We start from the raw sequence: 23950 nt of genomic DNA on the forward strand, positions 1-23950 counted from the left end.
CATATGCTCAGATTTCCGCTTCGGCGATCGGTTACGTAGTGTCGCTCTCCGGTCGGCCCCGAACCGATCAGCAAGGACCACGGAAGCCCGCAGCGCCGAACCCTGTCCGGCGGGCTTCCCACCCCCGAAAGAAACCAACCGGACAGGGGCGGGGGAACCACCACTGGGCGCCCCGAACGCCCTAGGGGTGAAGCCGGCTCCCGAGCCGGCCGGGCTGCCTCTCAGTCCGAACCCGACAGCTCACCTCGCAAGCGCGGCAGGAGAGGGAAATGACTCGCTACGAAGGCAAGCACCGCAAACCTTCCACCGCCGGCATCGCCCGCAACGCCGCCCGGCTGGCCATCGCCGGTGCCGTGGTCGCCGCCCCGATCGCGATCGCAGCACCCGCCAACGCCGCCGACTGGGACAAGCTCGCGCAGTGCGAGAGCAGCGGGAACTGGAGCGCCAACACCGGCAACGGCTTCTCCGGCGGACTCCAGTTCACCCCGTCCACCTGGGCCGCCTACGGCGGCACGCAGTACGCGTCGAACGCCAAGGACGCCAGCCGCGAAGAGCAGATCGCGGTCGCCGAGAAGGTCCTCGCCTCGCAGGGCTCCGGCGCCTGGCCCGGCTGCACCTCGAAGACCAGCTGGACCAGCGGCAGCACCAGCAGCAAGTCCAGCAGCTCCTCGGAGAAGAGCTCCTCCTCGAAGAAGAGCGAGACCAGCTCCAAGAAGTCCACCAAGAAGTCGACCGTGAAGTCCGGCGGTGCCGACTACACGGTGCAGACCGGTGACACCCTGGGCAAGATCGCCAGCCAGTACGGCGTGAACTACCAGGACATCTTCGAGCGCAACAGCCACGTGCTGGACGACCCGAACATGATCTTCCCGGGCCAGCAGCTCGACATCAAGTGATCACCCGGCCAGGTCCCTGACCTGGCGTGGAGTCGGACGTCCGGCCCGTTCCCCCGTGCGGGCCGGCCCGACTCCCAGACCCGGGACCCTGCCGCCACCCCCAGCGGCAGGGTCCCGTTTCACTTTTTGGGGGTTTCACGGCTCTTTTTGCTTTGGTGGTCGCTCTGCGGAACCTCAGGTGTCTTCTCGCTGCGGGATCTTTTTCCCAAGTGGCTCCGCCACGAGGGAAAAAGCTGTCCTCGCGAGAAGACACCTGAGAACCCGCCGGTGGTCGGCTTCTCGACGTGGGCTATGTGCTTCGCACATACAGGCACGGCTTCGCCGCAAGGCAGACTTCGCTTCGCTCGTCCAAGGCACGGCTGCGCCGCGAGGCACGGCCTTCGGCCGCCAGGCAAGCGTGGCTTCGCCCGCCCACTGCACGGCTTTCGCCGCAACGCACGGCCTTCGGCCGCAAGACAGGCGGGGCTTCGCCGCCCACTGCACGGCTTCGCCGCTAGGTACGGCCTTCGGCCGCGAGGCAGGTGCGCTTCGCCGCCCACTGCACGGCTGCGCCGCTTGGCCTGCCTTTGGCCGTAGGGCGGGTGGGACTTCGCCCGCTTTGGGCCGGAGGGCAGGCTGAGTGATCTGGGATCGTTGCTTCGCTGAGATCTGGATGTGCCTGGAACGCTCAAGGACGGGCGTCAGCGAGATCGACCGGGACGCGAGGGTCCTTGGGCTGGAGGTCGTCGCGCGGGGCGCAGAGACCGTCTCAGGGGCAGTTGACCCATTCCTCGGTGGTGTCGGTGAAGACCTGGCGCTTCCAGATGGGGAGGCGGCGCTTCACCTCGTCGACCAGTTCGGCGCAGACCGCGAACGCTTCCTTGCGGTGTTCGGCGGCTACCGCGCAGGCCAGCGCCACGTCGCCGATGGCCAGCAGGCCCACCCGGTGGGCCACTGCCAACGCCCGGACCCCCTCGTGGCGACCGGCCAGCTCGGCGGCGACCTCGCGGATCACCTCTTCGGCGCTGGGATGCCCGACGTACTCCAGCTCGGTGACGCCCCGGCCCCCGTCGTGATCGCGCACCACACCGCCGAAGGTGACGACCGCGCCCGCGGCCCGGTCCTCCACCAGGCGCGCCACGTCCTCGACCAGCAGCGGGCGGTCGGCGACCTCGGCGAGCAGCACCGCCGCGTGCTCGCGGACCGGCTCCGAGGTGGCCTCGGCGGCCGGATCGACCTCGCCGCCGGGCACGTGATCACCGCCGTGGAGCTGGTCCACCGCGTGGTCGAGCACGCCGTCGAGCACGCCGAGCCCGTCGGCGACCCCGCCGCGCGAACCCGGCAGGTTGACGATCAGCGTCCGCCCGCTCACACCGGCCACGCCGCGGGACAGCACGGCCGTCGGCACCTGCGGCAGCCCCGCCGCGCGCACCGCGTCGGCCAAACCGGGGATCTGGTGGTCCAGCACCTCGGCTGTGACCTCGGGCGTGCGGTCGGTCGGGTTGATCCCCGTACCGCCGGTCGTGATCACCACCGTGATCTCGGCGGCCACGGCGTCCCGCAGCGCCCGGCCCACGGGCTCCCCGTCCGGCACGACCACCGGATCGCCGACCTCGAAACCGCGCTCGCGCAACCACTCCACGATGACGGGGCCGGTGCGGTCGGTGTACACGCCTGCCGCGGCGCGGTTCGACGCGGCCACGACACGAGCGGAGCGGGCTGGCATTGGCGGAACTCCTTGCGATCGCGGGCAGGCACGACGGGGACGTCACGTCGCCGCGCCGAACTCCAGACTACGAGCCGCCACCGGCAGCGGGACGATCAGTCCTCGCGAACCCAGGTGCCCGTTTTGCCGCCTTCCTTGCGCTCGACGCGGACGGCGTCGAGCACCGCGGCCGGATCGACCGCTTTGATCATGTCGTGCAGCGCGAGGCCGGCGCCGGTGACGGCGGTCAACGCCTCCATCTCGACACCGGTCCGGTCGGTGGTGCGCACCGTGGCCGTGATCCGGACCTCCGCGTCACCGAGGTCCAGCTGCACCTTCACGCCGGACAGCGCGATCGGATGGCACAACGGGACCAGGTCCGGCGTCCGCTTCGCCGCCATGATCCCCGCGATCCGCGCGGTCGCCAGCGCATCGCCCTTGGGCAACCCGTCCCGCCGCACCAGCGCGAGGACTTCCGCGGTGGTGCGCACGACCCCGGTGGCCACGGCGGTCCGGGCGGTCGCCTCCTTCGCGGAGACGTCGACCATGCGAGCCGCCCCCGACTCGTCCACGTGCGTGAGCTCGTCCTGCGCCATACCGCAGAACCTTACGGCCCGCCCTTGATCTTGCCTTCCCAGGTGAGCGGCACCGTTGGTCCTCGTCCTGTCAGCGGCGAAGCCGCTGAGCAGCGACCCAGCACGCAACCGGACCACCCGCGGGTTCTCAGCTGCTTCCTCGCGAGGACAGCTTTTTTCCTCGTGGCGGAGCCACTAGGGAAAAAGATCCCGCAGCGAGGAAGCAGCTGAGGTTCCGCCACCCGACCACACGCCCAAACCGACCGGGCGGGCACTCCGGGCTCAGTAGTCGAGGTCTTCTGCCATTGACCAGGGCATCGAGGAACCGCCGTGCGAGGGCTGCTCGGTGCGGCCCGCGATGGCGGCCTTGCGGACGGCTTCGGCGACGGCCGGGGCGACCGTGGTGTCGAAGACGCTCGGCACGATGAACGACGGGTTGACCCGCTCCTCGCCGTCGACGACGTCGGCGATCGCGTTCGACGCCGCGATCATCATGTCGTCGGTGATCTCGTGGGCGTGCGCGTCGAGCAGGCCGCGGAAGAAGCCGGGGAACGCGAGCACGTTGTTGATCTGGTTCGGGTAGTCGCTGCGGCCGGTGGCGACGACCTTGGCGTGCTGCTGCGCCTCCAGCGGGTCGATCTCCGGGTCCGGGTTGGCCAGCGCGAACACGATCGCGTCGTCGTGCATGGTGGCCACGTCGTCGCCGCTGAGCAGGTTCGGCGCCGACACCCCGATGAACACGTCGGCTCCGTTGACCGCGTCGGACAGGGTGCCGGTGCGCCCGTCGACGTTGGTGCCCGCCGCGATGGAGCGGAGGTTCTCGTCCTCGTCGCCGCGCCCGCTGTGGACGATGCCGTCGATGTCCACGGCGATGATGTCGGCGGGCTTCTTGTGCTGGAGCAGCCGGATGATCGCCGAGCCCGCGGCACCGACGCCGCAGACCACGATGCGGCAGTCCTCGATGTTCTTGCCGACGACCCGCAGCGCGTTGCGCAGCGCGCCCAGCACCACGATGGCGGTGCCGTGCTGGTCGTCGTGGAACACGGGGATGTTCAGCTTGTCCCGCAGCCGCGCCTCGATCTCGAAGCAACGCGGCGCGGCGATGTCCTCCAGGTTGATGCCGCCGTAGACCGGCGCGATGAGCTCGACCGCGCGGATGATCTCCTCGGTGTCCTGGGTGTCGAGGCACACCGGCCAGGCGTTGACGCCGGCGAACTTCTTGAACAGCGCCGCCTTGCCCTCCATCACGGGCAGCGCGGCCTCCGGGCCGATGTTGCCGAGGCCGAGCACGGCGGAGCCGTCGGTGACCACGGCGACCGAGTTCCGCTTGATCGTCAGCCGCCGGGCGTCCTCGGGGTTCTCCGCGATGGCCGTGCACACCCGCGCCACGCCGGGCGTGTAGGCGCGGGAGAGGTCGTCGCGGTTGGCGAGCGCGACCCGCGAGCTCACCTCGATCTTCCCGCCGAGGTGGACGAGGAAGGTCCGGTCGGAGATCTTGCGGACCTTGACGCCGGGCAGTTCGCCGAGCCGGTCGGTGATGTCGCTGGCGTGGTCGGCCGACAGCGCGTTGCAGGTGATGTCCACGACGATGCGGTCGGCGTGCGATTCGACGACGTCGAACGCGGTGATGACACCGCCCGCCCGGCCGATGGCGCTGGCGAGGTCGCCCGCCGCGCTGGCCGACGGCGGCGCCTCCACTCGGACCGTGATCGAGTAACCCGGACCTGGAACCGGCATGGCCACACCCCTGTCGCGCGCGAAGTTTCAACTTGAACGCCGGGCCCGAAGCACACCACTCGGGGCTGGGGCAAGATCCAGCGCCCACCAAAGCCATTGAACTTCACCCGGCGGAGAAAAAGCCTAGAACTTTCTCAAGTGTGATCGACGTCCGGCACGGTTACCGACGGGTCGGTCTTGACAGGGAGCTCCCCGAACGCACGAAAGCCCCGGATCCGCGCGGGATCCGGGGCCGGTGCGCGAGCGGCCGAAGCCGCCCGAAGTCACTTGTTGATCTTGGTGACGGGGTGCTCGTACGGGAACGTGCCCTCGTCGAAGGGGAACGTGACGTCACCGAACGGCGACAGCGCGCCCTGCTTGTCGGCGACCAGCTCGCTGACCGGGTGCTCCCCGTCGCCCACGTGCGGCCACGTCGGGTCGATGCGGTCCTTCTTCGCGTTGCCACCGGCCACGGTGATCCTCCGGAAAGTCGTCGTGGGCGTACGACCCCCAGTTTGCCCGATCCGGCGGCGCGATCGAACCCCGCCCTGCCCGATACGACGCGAATCACCCGCCGTCGGAGCGCCCGCTCGCGGCACCCGGCGCTCGCCGTGCCTGATCACTCACGATCCGAGGGCTGCGCAGGGGGGACTCGGTATCGTGGCGGGGATGGCTTCACTCGCGGACTCCCTGCGGGCACGCGGCGACGAGGACCTCACGGCCTTGCTGCGCATGCGGCCCGACCTGGCCACGCCCCCGCCGGCGGACACGTCCGTGCTGGCCACCCGCGCGGGGGTGCGCTCGTCGGTGGCGCGCGCCTGCGAGGACCTGGACTCGTTCGCGCTGTCCACCTTGGAAGCCCTGGTGCTGCTGGACGCGGATTCGGCGCCGGTCCCGCTGGACGCGGTCGCCGAGATGCTCGGCTCGGGCGTGACCCCGCAGCGGACCCGGCGGGCCGTGGAGGAGCTGCGGCGCCGCGCGCTGGTCTGGGGCGAGGACGCCGAGCTCGCCGTGGTGCCCACCGCGCGGGAGGCGCTGCCCGCGTTCCCCGCCGGGCTGGGCCGACCCGCCGACGACCTCACCCCCGACGCCGCGGACGCCGCGCTCGCCGAACTCGACGAGCAGGAGCGGGACCTCGTCAGCAAGCTCGCCGGCTCGCGGCCGATCGGGCGCACCAAGGACGCCGGGCGCGGGATCACCGCCGACGAGGCGGCGACGCCGGTGCAGCGGCTGCTCGCGAAGGGCCTGCTGCTGCGCCGCGACACCGAGACCGTGGAGCTGCCCCGCCAGCTCGCGTTCGCGGTCCGCGGCGCCGACCCGATGGGACCGGTGGAGCCGGAGGAACCGCTGCTCGACCTCGTCGCCCACGACCAGGCCACGGTGGATTCCACCGCCGCGGGCGAAGTGCTGGAACTGCTGCGGCACCTGGAGTCGATGCTGCACCTGTGGAGCGAGGACCCGCCGGACGTGCTGCGCTCCGGCGGCATCGGGGTGCGCGACATCCGCCGCGCCGCGAAGGAGCTCGACGTCGACGAAGCCCGGGTGTCGCTGCTGGTGGAGCTGGCGGTGGCCGCGAACCTCCTCGCCGCCACCGACGGCGGCGAACCGCGGTGGACGCTCACCTACGGCGCCGACACCTGGCTCGCTTCCGGACCGGAGCAGCGGTGGGCACCGCTGGCGAAGAGCTGGGTGGAGCTGCCCCGGCTGCCGGGCCTGATCGGGGCGCGCGACGAGAAGGACCGCTTGCTGGGCCCGTTGTCCGAGGAGTTGCGCCGCCCGCTGGCGCCCCGCGACCGGCACCGGATCCTCGGCCTGCTCGACGAACTCCCCGGCGGGCACGGGGTGCGCGCCGCCGACGACGCGGCGGCCGTGCTGGCCTGGCGCGCTCCGCGCCGCGGTGGCCGGCTGCGCGACGACCTGGTGCGCTGGACGCTGCGGGAGGCGACGGCGCTGGGCGTCGTCGCGCTGGGCGCGCTGTCGAGCGCCGGGCGCGCGGTGCTGTTCGACGACGCGAGCACGGCGGCGCAGGTGCTGACCTCGGCGCTGCCGGAACCGCTGGACCACGTGCTGGTGCAGGCGGACCTGACGGTCGTCGCGCCCGGCAGGCTCGAACCGGACCTGGCCGCGGACATGAACCTCGTGGCCGATGTGGAGTCCGCGGGCAGCGCCACCGTCTACCGGGTCGGCGAGAGCAGCGTACGCCGCGCGCTCGACGCGGGCCGCAGCGCCGACGAGCTGCACGCGCTGTTCCGCGACCGGTCCCGCACCCCCATCCCGCAGGGCTTGACGTACCTGATCGACGACGTGGCGCGCAGGCACGGCAGGCTCCGCGCGGGCACCGCGTCGGCCTTCCTGCGCTGCGACGATTCGGTGCTGCTGGCGGAAGTGCTGGCCAGTCCCGGCATCGGCGAGCTGGAACTGCGCCGCATCGCGCCCACCGTGCTGGTGAGCCCGCTACCGCTGGTGGAGGTGCTGGACGGCCTGCGAGCGGCCGGGTTCGCCCCCGCCGCCGAAGGCCCCGACGGCCAGATCCTGGACCTGCGTTCCGACGGCCACCGGGTGCGCGGTCGCGCCAGGACGACTCAGCAGGCGGCGCTGCCCACCCCGCCCGGCGAGGAGCAGCTCGCGGAGCTCATCGCGCAGCTGCGCTCCGGTGACCGCGCGGGCTCGGTGCGCAGGGGCAGCGCCATGAGCCCCGAGCGCGGCAGGCCCAGCGCCGAGGCGACGTTGCGGTTGCTGCGCGACGCCGCCGCCCAGCAGCGCAGCGTGTGGCTCGGCTTCGTCAACTCCAACGGCGTGTCCAGCCAGGTCGTCGTGCAACCCGTCAGCGTCGGCGGCGGAGTCCTCCAAGGCGTCGACAGGGGCAGCGGCGAACCGGGCCGATTCCCCTTGCACCGCATCACATCCGTAGCGGTCGTCGAGGACTGATCCCCGGCGCGCCGTGAGGTGGCGGACACGCGCCCGCGACGTACGCGGGTCACCGGTTCGCGCGCTCAGACGGCGTGGGCGAGCGGAACGATCCGGTCGAGCTCGTCTCCGATCCGATCCTTCTCGACCTCAAGATCGTAGTGTTCCTGCAAGTTGAGGAAGAAGCGCTCCGTGGTACCGAAGTGGCGCGCCATGCGCAGCGCGGTGTCAGCGCTGATGCGCCGGGCGCCGTGCACGATCTCATTGATCCTCCGTGCCGGAACCCCGATCTCCTTGGCCAGCCGGTACTGACTGATGCCCAGCGGCTGCAGGTACTCCTCGTTGAGGATTTCGCCCGGGTGCACCGGGTCCATGACGCGTTCGTCGCTCATCGCGGGCCTCCCTGGCGCGCGTCACCGTCGTCCCACCAGAAGCAGCGGCGCCGTTGGCGAGTGCTGTACTGCCGGCCTTGTTTCCCGTCGGCTTCTCCAAGCGATCGCCCGGCGGCACTCGGAGGTCCTCGACGTGTTCGGCTGCGTGGAAGGTGGCCGACTTCCGCCGAGCGGCGTTGACGCAATGCGGTAATAACGCCAAGCGTTACGGCCTCGGGGTTCCGCGGAACCGGGCAGGGTCACCCCGAGCGGAGGCCAGGGCACCGCCGAGCCGAGGAACGCGGTCTCCCCGTGGACCGCGTTCCGGCTGTCAGCTCTTGGCCTGGGACTTCGACGACGAAGCAGGCATCGACAGGCGCTGGCGCATCGCGTGCTCGACCAGCGTGATCAGCGCCGTCTTGGTGGACTCCCGGTTGCGGGCGTCGCAGGAGATCATCGGGACCGACTTGTCGATCGTCAGCGCCTCCCGCACGTCCTCCATGTTGTGGTGCAACATGCCGTCGAACGTGTTCACCGCGACGACGTACGGCAGCTGCCGGTCGTCGAAGAAGTCGATCGACGCGAACGCGTCCGCGAGGCGGCGGGTGTCGACCAGCACGATGGCGCCGATCGCGCCCTTCACCAGGTCGTCCCACATGAACCAGAACCGGTGCTGTCCGGGCGTGCCGAACAGGTACAGGATCAGGTCGGAATCGAGCGAAACCCGGCCGAAGTCCATCGCGACCGTGGTGGTGACCTTGCCGGGCGTCGCGGTGAGGTCGTCGACACCCACGCTCGCCTCGGTCATCACCGCCTCGGTGGTCAGCGGCATGATCTCGGAGACCGAGCCGACGAAGGTCGTCTTGCCGACCCCGAAACCGCCGGCGACGACGATCTTGGTCGAGGTCTTGCCGCTGCTTTGATTTTGCATGATCGCCCGGGGATCAGAGCTTCCGGAGGCCACTGAGCACCCTCTCCAAGAATTCCATCGACGGTCCGTCTCCCACGACCATTCCGTTCTCGTGGATGAGGACCAAGCCGAGTCCGGCCATGTCACCGATCAACACCCGCACCACACCCAGAGGCAGCCGCAAGTGGGCCGCGACCTCGGCGACCGACCGGGCCTCCACGCAGAGCCCGCAAATGGAGCGGTGCTCCGGCGTCGCCGGGTTGCTTTGCCCCCGGCCACGCTCGCTGGTGGAGACCAGCGTCTCGATAGCAAGATCATAATCGGTCCGCGTGCGGCCCCTCGTTCGGGCATAGGGTCGCACCAACGAGCCCGTGTCCTGCATTTCCCCGTGATCCGACGGACCACCGGGGATCGCGGGCATCGATCCGGAGATCGACGGCAGCGACTGCGACACGGGCGGCAAGGACTGCGACAGGGACGGCATCGAACCCGACGGCGGGCCGCTGTCGTGGCGCCCTTGCCCGCGGGAACCGCTCCCGGCCTGCGAATCCCAGCCCCGAGAATCCCAACCGGACGACTGCCGGCCGTGCGCGCCCGCACCGGGCGAGCTGTGGCCGTAGGGCAGGTCCAGCGGTGAACCCTGGTCCTGCGGAGCAGGGTTCGACGGTCCCGGCACGGAACCCGACGACACCGACGGCATCGAGGACGACGACATCCCGGAACCGAACAGGTCGGCTCCGGGTCCGCCGAACAGCGCACGGCTGTAGTCGGAACCGCCCGACGAACCGGGCCACGATTCCGGTTGCCCGCCGCGCGGATCGTCGACGAAGTCGTCCTGCCAGGAGTCGGCTCCGCCGCCGCGGTTGTACATCCGGAACAGGTCGCCGTCCCAGTTCGGATCGGGACCGGAGTTCATGACGAATCCCCCTCACACGTCGCCGATTCGAACGGCACGGCGAGAATCATCGCCGGACCATGCCCTGCAACTGCGCGCGCAGTTCGGGCGTGAGCTGCTTGCCGACCCGCTCCACGAGCAGGGTCATCTCGTAGGCCACCAGGCCGATGTCGGCGTTCGGAGCCGCCAACACCGCCAGGCAGGACCCGTCGCTGATGGACATGAGGAACAGGTAGCCCTGCTCCATCTCCACGACGGTCTGCGTGACGTCGCCCGCCTCGAAGCAGCGCGCTGCGCCCTGCGTGAGGCTGACGAGCCCGGAGGCGACCGCGGACAGCTGCTCGGCGCGATCCCGCGGCAGGCCCTGCGAACCTGCCAGCAGGAGGCCGTCCGCGGAGACCACGACGGAGTGCGCGACGCCGGGAACCCGGCGCACGAAATCGGTGATCAGCCAACTGAAGCTGTTCTGGCTCATGGGTTGCTGGACGGACCCGGTCACTCCTGCTCCTCGGGACGGCTCGGGGTCGAGCGGGGCGGTTCGGTCGAGACTGGTTCTGCCTTTGCGTGCCTACCACGCCGGACGCCGCTCTGGAAGTTGGACATCCGTCCACGAACGGCATCGGCCGAACGCGGTGCGGCAGGTTTCGTCGGCATCGGAGACTGCGTTCGCGGTGCTGCGGAGCCCGGTACCAGGTTCGACTTCGGAACCCGCTTGGGCAGCCCCGCCGCGGTGGTCTCCTGGGTTTGGCGGGTTTGCGCCACCAATGCTTCGGCGGCCTGCCAGCCCACATCCGCCGAACCCCAGCCCGGATCGGGCGGCGTGGCAAGGATGTGCCCGCCGCTGTCCGAACGGCCCGGCGTCGACGTGTCCGCACCACCGGCCGCGGGGTTCTCCCCGCCGACGGCGCTGAACCCGCTGGTCGCGTCGAGCGCATCCGAGCCGCTGATCGGCTCGGGATCGTGCTGCTCCATCGCCTCCCGACGAGCCCGGCGGCCGGTGCTCGCACCGGTGTCCGCCGTCGCGCCGGAGTCCGCCTGGGCGTCGGTGGAGGACTCGGCGGACCGAGTTCCCGAACCGGACGAGTCCAGGCTGAGCGACCCCGCGCTGGGCGCGGTCGCTTCCGGCGTCGGCTCGTCGCTGCCCTCGCGGAACCACTGCGAGAGCACCGCCTCGTAGATCGGCAGCCGCTCCGTCGGAGCGTCGTCGCCCTCGCGGCGGGCCTGGTGCGCGTAGCCCAGCGGCGGCGGGCTCGAAGCCGCCCCCGCCGACGGCGCCGCATCGCGCGGCTCCTCCGCGGGCAGGCCGGCGTCCCAGTCGAAACCGTTCGGCGGACGCGTGATCTGCTGCGTCTTCTCGGCCTCGTACGGGCTGTGGAACAAGTCCTGCGGTTCACCCTGGACACGGCCCAGCGTGGTCGTCACGTCCTCACCCAACTGCGGCGCGTCCAATCCTGGGGGGGCTCCGCACTGGCCGTCGAAGTCCGCGTCGGCGCGGGACTCCTCGTCCGGCCACACCTCGGAGCTCTGCTCCGCGGCCGGGCGGTTCACGGCGGTGGGCGGCTCGCCGTCCGGCCGGACGGCGGCCTGCTCGGCGGTGTGCCAACGCGGCACGTCGCTCACGCCGAACGCATCGCCCGACGCGACGCGGAACGAGTAGTCGCCGGGCTCGTCGCCCGCCGGCTCGTCCTCGGCCCCGTCCTGCCACTGGACGTCCTGCTGCTCGACCTCCGGTTGACGCGCCGCCGCCGGTTCAGGGCTCTGCGGCTCGTCCTGCGGTTCGAGCGCGGGCTCCGGCTCGTCCTCCTCGGTGATCCACACCGGGGAGACGTGCGTCTTCTCGATGCCGCCGTGCCCGTTGCTGCTCACCGGCACCTGCGTGGTGCGGGAGGGCTCCGGGTCGGTGCCGGACGGCTCCACCGGCGGCAGCTGCGACGCCGAGTCCGCCGGGCGGCCGTTGGAGGCGGCCCCGCCGAACGCGGCGGCCAGACCCAGGTGGGTGCCGGTGTCGGTCGCGTCCCGGTCGTCCGCGGAGACCCGCTGCACGTCGGGCATCGGCCGCGGACCGTCCGGGGTCAGCTGCACGACGAACTCGCCGGAGAGCCGCACGCTGGCGGTCACACCGCCTTCGAGGTCGCCGTTGTTGCGCAGGTCCACCCGGATGTCGTGGCGGCGGGCCAGCTGCCCGACCACGTACAGGCCCATCCGGCGGGACACCGCGACGTCGATCTCCGGGGGCCGGGTGAGGCGCTCGTTGATCTCGCCGAGCTCGGCGGCGTCGATGCCCACGCCGCGGTCCCGGATCTCCAGCACCAGTTCCTGCCTGCGGTAGGCGGTGCGGACGGTGACGTCGGTGTCCGGGTTGGAGAACACCGTGGCGTTCTCCAGCAGCTCCGCCACCAGGTGCACGAAGTCGTTGACCACGCGGCCCTGGATGCCCAGTTCCGGCGAGTCGGCGACCGAGACGCGGGTGTACTGCTCCACCTCGGACACGGCCGCGCCGACGACCTCGGTCAGCGGGACCGGCTGCATCATCCGCCGCGTCAGGTCGGTGCCACCGAGAATCAGGAGGTTCTCGTTGTTCCGGCGCATGCGGGTCGCCAGGTGGTCCAGCTCGAACAGGCTGGAGAGCTGGTCCGGGTCCTGCTCGTCCTGCTCCAGCCGGTCGATCAGGGACAGCTGCCGCTGCACCAGGGTCTGACTGCGGCGGGCCAGGTTCACGAACAGGTCGTTGACGTTGTTCCGCAGCAGTGCCTGCTCGGAGGCCAGGCGCAGCGCCTGCGAGTGCACCGCGTCGAACGAGCGGGCGACCTTGCCGATCTCCTCCCGGCTGTAGACCGGGATCGGCTCGATGTGCGTGAGCGAACCCGAGCCCGGACCGGAGTCCGTCAGGATCGAACGCACCGCCTCCGGCAGCCCGCGGTCGGCCACGTCCAGCGCCGAGCGGCGCAGCGTGCGCAGCGAACCCAGCAGGGACCGCGCGATGACCAGGGCGACGGCGAGCGCCACGACCAGGGCCAGCAGCGTGGCGACGCTGATCGCGATGGTGCGCTGCTGGGCTCCGGAGGCCGCGTCGTTGGCCGCTTCCTCCAGGCGCTCGTGCAGCGTGCCGCCGACCTTGTCGATCAGGTCCACGCTGTTGTTCGCGACCGCGTCCCACTCCTGCGGGTTCAGGCCGCTGAGCGACTGCTCGGCGCTGTCGAAGGCCAGCGCGGTCTGCGACATGCTGTTCGCGCGGTCGACGTCGGCACCGGTGACGGTGTCCCGGTACAGCTGCTGCTGCGGTTCCGTGGCAACGGCGTTGAAGTCGCTGATCGCCGTCTGCAGCTGTGCCTCGGCGGCGAGCAGCTGGCGGTTCTGGTCGGTGCGGAACTGGCCCGCCCGGATCGCGTCGTTGAGCAGCGCGGCCCGGACCGAGGCCGCTTCCTGCGCGTCCGCGACGGCGTTGGTCGCCAGCGTCAGCCGCAGCAGGTTGGAGTCGCCGATGTTGCTGACGCTCTGCTGACCGAGGTCGAGCAGCGCGCTGATGCTCTGGCTGTAGGTGCGCAGCACGCCTTCCGGCGGGTACTGGGTCGTGTCGACCGAGTCGCGCAGGCTCTTGAGCCGACCGTCCAGGTTGCCCGCCGCGATGCGGTACGGGGCGGCGACGTCGGAGTCGTTCTGCCCGATCAGGCCTTGGAACTCGCCGAGTTCGGTGTCGACGGCGCCGCGGGCCTCCTCCATCGGGACCCGGTCACCGGACCGGCCGGCGGCGACGTGGGCGACCGCGAGGTCGCGTTCGCGCTGCAAGGCGTGCGTCAGGTCGTCGGCGGCCTTCTCCAGGTGCACCTGCTGGTGCGTCCGTTCGAGCAGACGGGCTTCCCTGAACCCGTCGTAGATGTGCAGGCCGCCGAAGACGACCGCACTGATCAGTGGGATGAGCAGGACCGCTAACAGCTTGGTGCGCAGTCGCCAGTTACTCAGTCGCCAGTCGCCGGGACCACTGTCCTGACCGGACCGCGGATGCGCGGAACCCAGGTCCAGCGAAGCACTTTGACTATCGGTGCCGAGCAACTGACCTTCGGTGCCGAGCGCCTCGCCCATGTGGTGGATACCGGCGTCCGCCTGCTCCGTGCGGCTCAGGCGCTCGCGACCTGTGTCTCCTCGGGCCACTCCAGGCTTCCTCTTCCGACAGCAGCGGAGGCTCGCACCGCTCACGAAAAATCTACACTTGCACCGCGCTCAGGATCGAACCTGCAGCTCAGCAGGCCGAATCTCGCCACGGAAGGCGGACCGGCACCCGTTGTGACGGTACCGGGACGCCCAGCGTTCCAGCGCAGCACAGGGTACTTGCGACGACCGTCGACGGGGAAGTGGGTAAGGACACGGAAGGTAACGTACCCGGGCGCTGCCTTCACTCCAAAGAGGAGCATCGGCAGTCTTGACCTAGCCCATCACTCACCGTGTCCGTCGCGCGTTCCGGATATCCGAAACGCCCGACCTACCACCCGTTCGGGCTATCACCTAGGCTCACGACCGGCTCTGCGGCTCCGCGAGTCCCGGTCGATCGACGACCGCCGTACTACAAGCACTGAGAGCACCTTAGAGCCGAGCTCATCGACACCGTCGCCTGGGTGATCATCATCCGTTCGACCAGCGACGACAGTGCCGCCGTGGGCCGTTCGCAGCACGTGGTACGCCCACCTGCCGACCGGCGCCCGGACCCGCTCGGCCCGAGCCCGCGACACCGGGACATCCACGCCGTTCAGCGAGGAGAGACAGTCAGGATGCGCACCGCCTCCGGCAGCGACACCCGCCCCCGCCGCGATCCCTGCGCACCGCCGGAAAGGAGCTGACCGGTGGCCCGACTCGCTCGCGGCCTGGCCGGACTGGCCGGCCTGCTGGTGCTCTGGGAGCTCTGCTGCGCGCTCGGCGTGCTCGACGCCCGCTTCATCCCGCCGCCCTCCACGGTGGGACCGCGCATCGTCGAACTGCTCGGCACCGACGCGGAGTTCGCGCTGGACACCATCGCGACCATCCTGACCTTCCTCATCGCGCTCGGGCTCGCCGCGCTGATCGCGATCCCGCTGGGCCTGCTGCTGGGCAGCGTCCGCCCCGCCCGGGTCGCGGGCCTCACCGTCGTCGAGTTCCTGCGCCCGCTGCCCGCGGTGGCGCTGCTGCCGCTGTTCATGCTGCTGCTCGGCTCCGGCCCCGAGACCAAGATCGTGCTCGCCACCTACGCCGCGCTGTGGCCGATCCTGTTCAACACCATGTACGCGCTGGACGAGATGGACCCGCTCTACACCGACATCGCGCGGTCCTTCGGCTTCGGCAAGGTGCGCACCATGTTCACCGTGGCGCTGCCGCACGCGGCGCCGTTCATCGCCACCGGCATCCGCATCTCGGCCTCGATCGCGCTGGTCGTCGTGGTCGTCGTGGAGCTCATCGCGGGCGGGGCCCGCGGCGTGGGCACCTTCATCCTCGAAGCGAGCAGCGGCGGCGGGCAGATGGACCTGGTGCTCGCGGGCACGGTCATCGTCGGCGCCATCGGATACCTGATCAACTCCGGGCTGCAGCAGGCGCAACGCCGGCTGTTCGGCTGGACCGAGAGCCGGGAGGAACTGTGACGCTACTCCGGAACTTCCTGGGCAAGTGGGGTCTGCTGCTGATCGCGGTGGCGCTCTGGGAGCTCGCCACCCGCGCCGCGGGCAACGTCTACTTCCTGCCGCCGACGGAGATCGTGGCGCACGCCTGGGAGATCTGGCTGACCGGGCCCGCCTCGCAGCTGTGGCTGACCGACGCCGTCTTCCGCGACGTGCTGCCCAGCCTGGGCAGGCTGTTCGGCGGCTGGCTGATCTCCGGCGTGATCGGCGTGGTCGTCGGCATCGCGCTCGGCCGCTCCCGCACGGCCACCGAGTACGTCGGGCCGCTGCTGGACTTCTGCCGCTCGCTGCCGACCCCGGCGCTGGTGCCGCTGTTCCTCGTGCTGTTCAGCCTGGGCACGCCGATGCAGCTGGCGACGATCATCTTCGGCACCGTGTTCACCGTCGTGCTCAACACCGCCGACGGCGCGGCCTCGGTGGACGCCGTCAAGCAGCACACCGCCGCGGCGTTCCGCATCGGGCGCTGGCAGTGGTGGACGCGGATCGTGCTGCCCGCCGCCGCACCCAAGATCTTCGCTGGGCTGCGGGTCAGCCTCTCGCAGGCGCTGATCCTGATGGTGGTGTCCGAGATGGTCGGCGCCAGCTCCGGCCTCGGCTTCCAGCTGATCTACGCGCAGCAGCAGTTCGAGTTCCCCGACCTGTGGGCCGGGATCGTGCTGCTGGCGCTGCTGGGCTACCTGCTCAACACCGGCCTGCTCGCGGTGCAGCGGCGCGCGCTGAGCTGGCAGCAAGTCTCCGACCAGCCCGCTCAAGCGAAAGGATGACCGTGAGCACCATGCTGGAAGTGACCGGGCTCGGGCACACCTACCCCGGGAAGCAGCGGCACGTCGCCATCGAGGAGCTGGGCTTCGCGGTGCGCACCGGCGAGCTCACCTGCATCGTCGGCCCGTCCGGCTGCGGCAAGTCGACGCTGCTGCGCATCATCGGCGGACTGCAGCGCCCGACTTCGGGCAGCATCGCGCTGCGCGGCACCGAGATCGACGGCGTGCCCGAGGACCTCGCCGTGGTGTTCCAGGACTACAGCCGCTCGCTGTTCCCCTGGATGACGGTGCGCGGCAACGTGGAGTTCCCGCTGCGCACGCGCTCGGTGAACCGCCGGGAACGCGCCGAGGAGGCGCTGGCCTGGGTCGGGCTCTCGGACGCGGCGAAGAAGTACCCGTGGCAGCTCTCCGGCGGCATGCAGCAGCGCGTCGCCATCGCCCGCGCGCTGGCCACCCGGCCGGCGCTGCTGCTGATGGACGAGCCGTTCGCGTCCGTCGACGCGCAGACCCGGTTCGAGCTGGAGGACCTGCTGCTGTCGGTGCGCCGGGAGTACGGCAGCACGATCCTGCTGGTCACCCACGACATCGACGAGAGCATCTACCTGGGCGACCGGGTGCTGGTGCTGTCCAAGTCGCCCGCGACGGTGGTGGCGGAGCTGGACGTGCCGCTGGGCTCGCAGCGGGACCAGATCGGCACCCGCGCCTCGGCGGAGTTCGTGCGGCTGCGCAGCCACGTGGCGCGGCTGCTGCACTCGCCCGCGGCGACCGCCGATCCGCGCGCGGCGGTCTCCGGCGGCGCCACCGCGGAGTGATCCCGGCCACCTGACGACGCGACACCCGCCGCCCGCCCCTCGGCGCGCGGCGGGCACATCGCTTCGGAACGTGATCGCCGAGTCCGGTGAATTCTGGTCCCGGACGCCATTCACGGCCCCGAATCCGAGTACTTACTCGGAAGTAGTGATCACTCTCCGAATACGGGCTCCGGGTGAATCATGAAAAGACTGGGGAAAATCCCAGAATTGCCGTCCGCACCCGGAGCTCGGATTGTTCGCGAGGGATTCCCCCCGAATTCGGGAATTCGATCAGTACAGTTTCCGGCCGCTCGGCGCGACCGGGACGTGCAGCACCGTCGGCCCCGGTTCGGCCAGCGCCGCGCGCAGCTCACGGTCCAGCTCCGCCAGGTCCTCCACCCGGCGCGCCGAGCAGCCCAGCCCGCGCGCGACCGCGACGAAGTCGATGCCGCCGAGCGCGACACCGGGCATCTTGCCGTCGGAGCCGACCTCGCCGAGCACCCGCACCGCCGCGTACTCCTCGTTGTCCAGCACCAGCATCGTCAGCGACGCGTGCTCCTTGGCGGCCGTCCACAGCGCCTGGATGCCGTACATGCTGGCGCCGTCACCGATGATGCCCAGCACCGGACGGGACGGGGCGGCCAGCGCCGACCCGACCAGCGCGGAGATCCCGTAGCCCAGCGAACCGCTGGCCCCGGCGTGGAAGTCCTGGTCGGGCGAGTGGAACGGCAGGTGCCGCTGGATCGTCTGCTTGTGCGTCGGCGCCTCGGTGACCACCACGGCGTCCGCGGGCAGCAGCTCGTGCACCAGGCTGATCACGTGATCGGCCTGCGGCGGGTTGGTCAGCTCCGGCAGTTCCGGGCGCTCCCAGGCCGTGGCGGCGGGCCGATCGGACGGCGCGACCTCGCCCAGCAGCTGCCGCAGCGCCGGGGCGAGCCCCGCGTGCACGCCCCGCAGGTGCTGGGTGCGGGCCAGGATCTCCGGGTCGTCGCTGATCACGTAGCCCTGCGGCCTGCGGTGCTCCGGTTCGCCGCGGTAGACGTGGTAGGTGAACGCGGGCGCCCCGAACACCGCGACCAGGTCGTGGTCGCGCAGCGCGGCGGCCACCGCCGGTTCCGCGGGCTGCAGGAACCCGGCGAACTGCGGGTGCGTCTCCGGGAACGAGGAGCGCGAGACCATCGGCGAGATCCACACCGCGGCGCCGGTGCGCTCGGCCAGCTCCACCAGGTCGGCGACGGCGCCCGCCTCGATGACGGCGGGCCCCACGACGAAGGCGGGGCGCTCGCAGTCGCGCAGCGCGGTGGCGAGCTCGGTGATCACCGCCGGGTCCGCCGCGGGCGCGGCGACGGGGTGCGGGGCCGTGACGGGCTCACCCGGCTGGTCCCAGTCGTCGGCAGGCACGGACAGGAAGACCGGGCCGCGCGGACCTTGCATCGCCAGTTGGTACGCCCTGATCAGCGCCAGCGGAACGTCGGCGGCGCGGGCGGGCTCCAGCGACCACTTCACGTACGGCTTGGGGAACTGCGCGGCTTCGGTCGCGCCGAGGAAGGGGTCGTGCGGCAGCAACCTGCGGTCCTGCTGGCCGGCCAGCACGATCATCGGAGTGCGGTTGCGGTAGGCGCCGAACACCGCTCCGAGCGCGTGCCCGACCCCGCCGGCGGAGTGCAGGTTGACCAGCACCGCGTTGCCCGTCTGCTGGGCGTACCCGTCGGCCATCGAGGTCACGACGGACTCCTGCAGCCCGAGCACGTAGCGGAAGTCGTCCGGCCACTGGTCCAGGAACGGCACCTCGGTCGTGCCGGGGTTGCCGAAGACGGTCGTCAACCCGAGATCGCGCATAAGGCCGCGCGTGACGTCGCGCACGGTCGGCCCACCTGAAGCCTCCATCAGCATTCTCCTCAGCAGCGGCCGCACATTCACATATTTCCCTCAATGCGAGAAAAAAGCGTCGCCGACCGACATCGTGCTACACCGAGCCCCAATGTAATTACAGTTGGTCACGGGGAACTAGATCACCTTGACACGCTCGGGTAAGTGCGATTCCAATCCTATTGCAGCCTGTTTAGCAGGCCAGACGTGGGCTTCCGGCGCGCCACCCCGCTCGGGCACCTCCGTCCCCCTTTACGCACGCTCGCCCGAGGAGGCACCCCCGCATGCCGAGCAGACCGACCGGATCCGCATCTCGCGGAAGGCGCCGCGCGACCCGCGCGCTGCTGTCCATTGCCGCCATCGGCATCACGACCTTCACGCTGAGCGGCTGCGGTCTGCTCAGCGGCTCCGACGGGGCGAGCGGCGACAGCAGTGGTGGCAAGCTGGAGAAGGACACGGTCGTGGTGGGTTCGCTGCCCGCGCTGTCCCAGGCTCCGATCGCGGTGGCGCAGGCCAAGGGCTACTTCGCCGACGAGGGCCTCACCGTCAAGGTGCAGCCGGTCTCCGACGGCCCGGCGGCGCTGACCTCGCTGATCTCCGGTCAGAACGACGTGAGCCTCGGCAGCTACACCGCGCCGATCAAGGCGCAGGCCACCGGCGCGGCCGACCTCAAGATCATCAGCGAGATGATGATCTCGGTGCCGAACACCATGAACATCATGGTGCTGCCCGGGTCCAAGATCAAGAAGCCGGAGGACCTGGCCGGCGCCAAGATCGCCTACAGCGCGCCCGGCGCCATCACCGACATCGGCACCAAGGCCGCGCTGCAGGACCGGGGCATCAACGTCTCCGACGACCAGTTCGTGCGCTTCGGCTTCCCCGACATGCTGCCCGCGCTGCAGAACGGCCAGATCGACGCCGCGGTGATGACCGAACCCTTCATCACCCAGGCCGCCAAGAACGCCGGCGCCGTCTCGATCATGGACGCGTTCTCCGGCGGCACCGCGGACTTCCCGGTGGCCGGCGCCATGACCACGGCGAAGTTCGCCGAGGAGAACCCGGAGACGCTGAAGGCCTTCCAGCGGGCCGTGCAGCGGGCGCAGGTGGCCGGGCAGAACCGCGCCGAGGTCACTCCGCTGCTCCCGCAGTTCGCCAAGATCACCCCGGAGCTGGCGCCGATCGTGGAGCTCGGCAAGATCCCGACCTCGATGGACGCCTCCCGGCTGCAGCGGGTCGCGGACCTGATGCAGCGCTTCGGGCAGATCGACAAGAAGGTCGATGTCTCCACGATGCTGGTCCAACCGCCTCCGTTGGAGCAGAATTCGACCGGTGGCGCGTGATCACGCACCACTAGGCAGCTGAAGCCGGATCGCCGGCGACCGGGGCGGGTCGCCGGCGAACTGCTGTCGGTCCCCGTGCTCCGCCCGACGAGGAGGCCCCGGCCATGTCCGCTTCACCTCGACGGTTACCGGCCAGGCCGCTGTCCCGGCGCGGCCTGCTCGCCGCGGCGGGCTCCGCCGCGCTGCTCACCACCAGCGGCTGCGGGCTGCTCGGCGGCGCGCGGGACGACGGCGGGAACGACCGCGTCGAACAGGCCACGATCACCGTGGGCACGCTGCCGACCACGGAGTACGCGCCGCTGGCGCTGGCCGTGCGGCGCGGCTACTTCCAGCACGAAGGCCTCCAGGTCGAGATCACCAAGGCCACCGACGGCAGCGCCGCGCTCACCTCGCTGATCAGCGGCGAGTACGACGTGGCCCTGAGCAGCTACGTGCCGCTGCTGACCGCGCAGTCCCGAGGCGCGGCCGACCTGCGCATCGTCGCCGACGCCGGAGCCGCCGCGCCCGGCACCGCCGTCGTGATGGTCCCGCCCGACTCACCCGTCCGCGGGCCCGCCGACCTGGTGGGCCGGGTCGTCGGCGTCAGCGCCATCGGCACCGTCTCCGACCTGCTGGTCAAATCCGCGCTGCACGACGCGGGCGTGCCCACCGACCGCGTGGAGCTGGCGCCGATCTCGTTCCCGAACATGCCCGCGGCCCTCGCGCAGCGGCGCCTCGACGCGGCGCTGGTCACGGAACCCTTCATCACCATCGCCACCCGCGAAGGCAGCGCGCGCACCGCGTTCGACACGGCCGTCGGGCCCGCCGAAGGACTGCCGCTGTCCGGGTACGGCGCCACCGCGCGCTTCGTGCAGGACAACCCGCGCACGGTCGCCGCGTTCCAGCGCGGCCTCACCCGCGCCACGCTGGAGGCCAGGGACCGCCGGACGGTGGAGCCGCTGCTGCCCGACGTCGCGCGGATCTCCCCGGAGGTCGCCGCCGAGACGGAGCTGGTCACCTACCGCGCGGTGCCCGACGGCACCCAGATGCAGCGCGTCGCGGACCTGATGCACAGCTTCACCTTCATCGATCATCCGCTAGACGCGACAACGCTCATCGCTTCTGGGGCTTGATGGCTGCTCGTTCTGCGTAGGGGTTGGGTGGCGGAACCTCCGTCGTCTTCTCGCTGCGGGATCTTTTTCCCAAGTGGCTCCGCCACGAGGGAAAAAGCTGTCCTCGCGAGAAGACGACGGAGAACCCGCGGCGGTGCCGGTTGCGTGCTGGGTCACTGCTCAGCGGCTTCGCCGCTGACAGGACGATGGTCGTCTGAGCGGCTGGGCGGCGGCTGCGGGGGGTACGTCGTCAGTAGAGGTGGCGTTGTTCTGCTCCTACCTTGATGTGGAGCAGGTGGGGGCCTTGGGTGAGCGTGGTCAGGGCCTCGGTTAGCTCCGCGGGGGTGCTGATCGTGGTGGCGGGGCAGCCGAGGCTGCGGGCGAGGGCGGCGAAGTCCGTGCCGCCCAGCTCGACGCCGGGCAGCTTGCGCCCGCCGCCGGCCTCGCCGAGCACGGCGACCGCCGCGTAGCGGGCGTTGTCCAGGATCGCGAACGTGACCGGGGCCTGCTCGCGCACCGCCGACCACACGGCCTGGATGCTGTACATGCTGGAGCCGTCGCCGAGCAGCGCCAGCACCGGCCGCGACGAACCGCCGATCGCCGCCCCGACCGCGGCGCCGATGCCGTAGCCCAGCGCCCCGGAGGCGCAGGCGAAGAAACCGCCGTCCCGCGAGGTGATCGGGAAGTGGTCGTGCAGGTCGTTGCGGTGGCTCGGCGCCTCCTCGACCACCACCGCGTCGGCGGGCCACGCCGCGCGGAGCTCGGCGAGCACGTAGGCGGCGCTCAGCGGCGTGCTCGCCGCCGGGCGCGGCGGCCCGGCCGCCCGCGCGGGCTCGACGCGCTCTCCCGGTGAGCCGGGGCCGACGAGTTCGGCGACGCCGCGGACCGCGTGCGCCACGGTGCCCAGCACTCCCCTGCCGCGCCGGGCGCGGGCGAGCACCTCGGGATCGTCGTGCACGAGGAACATCTCCGGCAGTTCGGCCTCCGCCTCGCCCCGGTAGACGTGGTAGGTGAACGCGGGCGCACCCCACACCACGACGAGGTCGTGGGCCGCGAGCTCGGCGGCCAGCAGGCGCCGCTCCGGCTGCAGGAAACCGGCGAACCGCGGGTGGTCCTCGGGGAACGAGCAGCGCGGCGACAGCGGCGCCGTCCACACCGCGGCCCGGGTGCGCTCGGCGAGCTCCACCAGCTCCGGCACCACCCCGTCGTGGTCGACGGCCGGTCCGACGACGAAGGCCGGGCGCTCGCTGCCGTCCAGCGCGGCGGCCAGCTCCGCGACCGCGTCCGGATCCGGCGCGGGACCGGGGGTGACCGGGCGCGGCGGGACGTCGGAGGCCGGCCGGTCCCAGTCGTCGGCGGGGATGGAGACGAACACCGGGCCCTGCGGCGGGGTCATCGCCACCTGGTGCGCGCGGGCGATCGCGGCGGGCACGTCGGCCGCGCTCGCCGGCTCGTAGCTGAACTTCACGTACGGCTTCGGGAAGGTCGCCGCGTCCGTCGCGCCGAGGAACGGCTCGTCGAACACCAGCGTCCGGGTCTGCTGCCCGGCAGTGACGATCATCGGGGTGCGGTTGCGGTAGGCGGTGAACACGGCGCCCAGGGCGTGCCCGACCCCGCCCGCCGAGTGCAGGTTCACCAGCACCGGGGCCCGCCGCACCTGCGCGTACCCGTCGGCCATCGCGACCACCACGGACTCCTGCAGGCCCAGCACGTAGCGGAAGTCGTCCGGCCAGTCGGTGAGGAAGGGGACCTCGGTGGTGCCGGGATTGCCGAACACGGTGGTCAGCCCCAGCCCGCGCAGCAGTTCCCGCGTGACGTCCCGGACCGTCCGCTCACCCATTACCGACCTCCCGAATCGACTCCCGGATCACCCCAGCACACCCCGCACGCGCCGGTCCACCGGACGAGATCACCGCAGCAGCTCGAAGCAGAACGTCTTCGGCGGGTCGTCGAACACGGCGTAGTTCTCGGCGTCGGCCGGGCAGACCGCTTCGCCGGCGGTGCTGTCGGCGGCCACGACGATCTCGACGGTGGCCGCCGGATCGCCGCACGGGACCTTGGTGTCGATGCCCATCGGGATCGAGATGCCCGCGCTGTTCGCGCCCGGGACCTTCTGGCAGTCGCCGGTGGTCACGTCCGGGATCAGGCACAGCCTGGTGGAGCCCTGGGTGATCTCGGAGTAGTCGCCGTCGCAGCTGTCGTGGTTCCGCTTCGCCTGGACGACCCGGTGGTCGGAGTCCGCGGTTCCGCAGGCGGTGGTCTCGAACGCGAGGTCGTCCTGGGAGTCGTCGGTGATGGCCACGCACTCGCCGACCTCCGGGATGCCGCCGCTCATGCCCGCGAAGGACCGGCCGACGGTGAGCAGGACGCCGATGAGGAGGAACCCGGCGCAGCCGAGCATCCCGCCGAGCACCCTGCGCCTCTTCTTCGGCGGCTGAGCAGGCAGTTGTGGACCAACGGGGTCTGCCTGGGGATAACCCTGTGGACAACTCTGCTGTCCGTGGT

At 71.1% G+C, this 23950-nt stretch carries 19 protein-coding genes and 1 riboswitch; of the genes, 7 read left to right on the top strand and 12 right to left on the bottom strand.

Going from position 1 to position 23950, the window contains the following annotated elements; translation table 11 throughout:
• The first annotated feature begins 136 nt into the window (after positions 1–136).
• Positions 137–250, top strand: a riboswitch (cyclic di-AMP (ydaO/yuaA leader).
• A 19-nt stretch (positions 251–269) separates the two neighbouring features.
• Positions 270–896: a transglycosylase family protein gene (locus tag ACWD38_RS11670; RefSeq protein ID WP_450124030.1), complete on the top strand. Its 627-nt coding sequence runs from the start codon at positions 270–272 to the stop codon at positions 894–896.
• A gap of 748 nt (positions 897–1644) precedes the next feature.
• On the opposite strand, the gene ACWD38_RS11675 is transcribed toward ACWD38_RS11670, so the two are convergent.
• The 4 genes from ACWD38_RS11675 to ACWD38_RS11690 form a co-directional block, all read right to left on the bottom strand.
• Positions 1645–2601, bottom strand: a complete 957-nt coding sequence (locus ACWD38_RS11675; protein ID WP_184483277.1) for a molybdenum cofactor biosynthesis protein MoaE — start codon at positions 2599–2601, stop codon at positions 1645–1647.
• Between the two features lie 95 nt (positions 2602–2696).
• Complete coding sequence (moaC, locus tag ACWD38_RS11680) at positions 2697–3176, bottom strand: cyclic pyranopterin monophosphate synthase MoaC (protein ID WP_184483279.1); 480 nt, start codon at positions 3174–3176, stop codon at positions 2697–2699.
• A gap of 261 nt (positions 3177–3437) precedes the next feature.
• A complete protein-coding gene (locus tag ACWD38_RS11685) occupies positions 3438–4892 on the bottom strand; it encodes an NAD-dependent malic enzyme (RefSeq protein ID WP_184483281.1) in 1455 nt (484 codons plus the stop codon).
• Positions 4893–5155: 263 nt separating this feature from the next.
• On the bottom strand, positions 5156–5344 hold the full coding sequence (locus ACWD38_RS11690) for a hypothetical protein (RefSeq protein ID WP_184483282.1): 189 nt from the start codon (positions 5342–5344) through the stop codon (positions 5156–5158).
• A 196-nt stretch (positions 5345–5540) separates the two neighbouring features.
• Here ACWD38_RS11690 and ACWD38_RS11695 point away from each other — a divergent pair, with 196 nt between their 5' ends.
• On the top strand, positions 5541–7799 hold the full coding sequence (locus ACWD38_RS11695) for a helicase-associated domain-containing protein (RefSeq protein ID WP_184483284.1): 2259 nt from the start codon (positions 5541–5543) through the stop codon (positions 7797–7799).
• A 65-nt stretch (positions 7800–7864) separates the two neighbouring features.
• On the opposite strand, the gene ACWD38_RS11700 is transcribed toward ACWD38_RS11695, so the two are convergent.
• The 5 genes from ACWD38_RS11700 to ACWD38_RS11720 form a co-directional block, all read right to left on the bottom strand.
• The gene (locus tag ACWD38_RS11700; protein ID WP_450124031.1) at positions 7865–8170 is read right to left on the bottom strand and encodes a HigA family addiction module antitoxin; all 306 of its coding nucleotides are present in this window, start codon (positions 8168–8170) and stop codon (positions 7865–7867) included.
• A gap of 310 nt (positions 8171–8480) precedes the next feature.
• Positions 8481–9080 (bottom strand): GTP-binding protein, encoded by a 600-nt coding sequence (locus ACWD38_RS11705; protein ID WP_184483305.1) that lies wholly within the window; start codon positions 9078–9080, stop codon positions 8481–8483.
• 13 nt (positions 9081–9093) lie between these two features.
• Entirely contained in the window at positions 9094–9975 is an 882-nt protein-coding gene (locus ACWD38_RS11710) for a DUF742 domain-containing protein (RefSeq protein WP_184483307.1), read from the bottom strand.
• 46 nt (positions 9976–10021) lie between these two features.
• Positions 10022–10429: a roadblock/LC7 domain-containing protein gene (locus ACWD38_RS11715; protein ID WP_184485825.1), complete on the bottom strand. Its 408-nt coding sequence runs from the start codon at positions 10427–10429 to the stop codon at positions 10022–10024.
• Positions 10430–10449: 20 nt separating this feature from the next.
• Positions 10450–14103, bottom strand: coding sequence for a nitrate- and nitrite sensing domain-containing protein (locus tag ACWD38_RS11720; RefSeq protein WP_450124032.1), 3654 nt, complete (start codon positions 14101–14103; stop codon positions 10450–10452).
• A gap of 686 nt (positions 14104–14789) precedes the next feature.
• On the opposite strand from ACWD38_RS11720, the gene ACWD38_RS11725 reads away from it, so the two are divergent.
• The 3 genes from ACWD38_RS11725 to ACWD38_RS11735 are packed head-to-tail and all read left to right on the top strand — an operon-like array spanning position 14790 to position 17166.
• Positions 14790–15557 carry an ABC transporter permease subunit gene (locus ACWD38_RS11725; RefSeq protein ID WP_184483311.1) on the top strand — a complete coding sequence of 256 codons (768 nt, stop codon included), beginning with the start codon at positions 14790–14792 and terminating at the stop codon, positions 15555–15557.
• Entirely contained in the window at positions 15554–16357 is an 804-nt protein-coding gene (locus ACWD38_RS11730) for an ABC transporter permease (RefSeq protein WP_450124033.1), read from the top strand. Before ACWD38_RS11725 ends, ACWD38_RS11730 begins: the two co-directional genes overlap by 4 nt.
• 2 nt (positions 16358–16359) lie before the next feature.
• Positions 16360–17166, top strand: a complete 807-nt coding sequence (locus tag ACWD38_RS11735) for an ATP-binding cassette domain-containing protein (protein ID WP_184483315.1) — start codon at positions 16360–16362, stop codon at positions 17164–17166.
• A 270-nt stretch (positions 17167–17436) separates the two neighbouring features.
• Here ACWD38_RS11735 and mdlC (ACWD38_RS11740) read toward each other — a convergent pair whose 3' ends face one another.
• Positions 17437–19032 carry a benzoylformate decarboxylase gene (mdlC, locus tag ACWD38_RS11740; RefSeq protein ID WP_184483317.1) on the bottom strand — a complete coding sequence of 532 codons (1596 nt, stop codon included), beginning with the start codon at positions 19030–19032 and terminating at the stop codon, positions 17437–17439.
• A 266-nt stretch (positions 19033–19298) separates the two neighbouring features.
• On the opposite strand from mdlC (ACWD38_RS11740), the gene ACWD38_RS11745 reads away from it, so the two are divergent.
• Complete coding sequence (locus ACWD38_RS11745) at positions 19299–20354, top strand: ABC transporter substrate-binding protein (RefSeq protein WP_184483318.1); 1056 nt, start codon at positions 19299–19301, stop codon at positions 20352–20354.
• Positions 20355–20458: 104 nt separating this feature from the next.
• On the top strand, positions 20459–21466 hold the full coding sequence (locus tag ACWD38_RS11750) for an ABC transporter substrate-binding protein (protein WP_450124034.1): 1008 nt from the start codon (positions 20459–20461) through the stop codon (positions 21464–21466).
• Between the two features lie 229 nt (positions 21467–21695).
• Here the strand turns inward: ACWD38_RS11750 and mdlC (ACWD38_RS11755) are convergent, their stop codons facing one another.
• Complete coding sequence (mdlC, locus tag ACWD38_RS11755; protein ID WP_450124035.1) at positions 21696–23285, bottom strand: benzoylformate decarboxylase; 1590 nt, start codon at positions 23283–23285, stop codon at positions 21696–21698.
• A gap of 69 nt (positions 23286–23354) precedes the next feature.
• Positions 23355–23858 (bottom strand): LppU/SCO3897 family protein, encoded by a 504-nt coding sequence (locus ACWD38_RS11760; RefSeq protein ID WP_450124036.1) that lies wholly within the window; start codon positions 23856–23858, stop codon positions 23355–23357.
• Positions 23859–23950: the final 92 nt, after the last annotated feature.

Source organism: Saccharopolyspora sp. NPDC002578, assembly GCF_053592695.1.

Coding starts and splice junctions, on each gene's coding strand:
- ACWD38_RS11670 (WP_450124030.1), top strand. CDS start 270: ATGACTCGCTACGAAGGCAAGCACCGCAAACCTTCCACCGCCGGCATC.
- ACWD38_RS11675 (WP_184483277.1), bottom strand. CDS start 2,601: ATGCCAGCCCGCTCCGCTCGTGTCGTGGCCGCGTCGAACCGCGCCGCG.
- moaC (WP_184483279.1), bottom strand. CDS start 3,176: ATGGCGCAGGACGAGCTCACGCACGTGGACGAGTCGGGGGCGGCTCGC.
- ACWD38_RS11685 (WP_184483281.1), bottom strand. CDS start 4,892: ATGCCGGTTCCAGGTCCGGGTTACTCGATCACGGTCCGAGTGGAGGCG.
- ACWD38_RS11695 (WP_184483284.1), top strand. CDS start 5,541: ATGGCTTCACTCGCGGACTCCCTGCGGGCACGCGGCGACGAGGACCTC.
- ACWD38_RS11700 (WP_450124031.1), bottom strand. CDS start 8,170: ATGAGCGACGAACGCGTCATGGACCCGGTGCACCCGGGCGAAATCCTC.
- ACWD38_RS11705 (WP_184483305.1), bottom strand. CDS start 9,080: ATGCAAAATCAAAGCAGCGGCAAGACCTCGACCAAGATCGTCGTCGCC.
- ACWD38_RS11710 (WP_184483307.1), bottom strand. CDS start 9,975: ATGAACTCCGGTCCCGATCCGAACTGGGACGGCGACCTGTTCCGGATG.
- ACWD38_RS11715 (WP_184485825.1), bottom strand. CDS start 10,429: ATGAGCCAGAACAGCTTCAGTTGGCTGATCACCGATTTCGTGCGCCGG.
- mdlC (WP_184483317.1), bottom strand. CDS start 19,032: ATGGAGGCTTCAGGTGGGCCGACCGTGCGCGACGTCACGCGCGGCCTT.
- ACWD38_RS11745 (WP_184483318.1), top strand. CDS start 19,299: ATGCCGAGCAGACCGACCGGATCCGCATCTCGCGGAAGGCGCCGCGCG.
- ACWD38_RS11750 (WP_450124034.1), top strand. CDS start 20,459: ATGTCCGCTTCACCTCGACGGTTACCGGCCAGGCCGCTGTCCCGGCGC.
- mdlC (WP_450124035.1), bottom strand. CDS start 23,285: ATGGGTGAGCGGACGGTCCGGGACGTCACGCGGGAACTGCTGCGCGGG.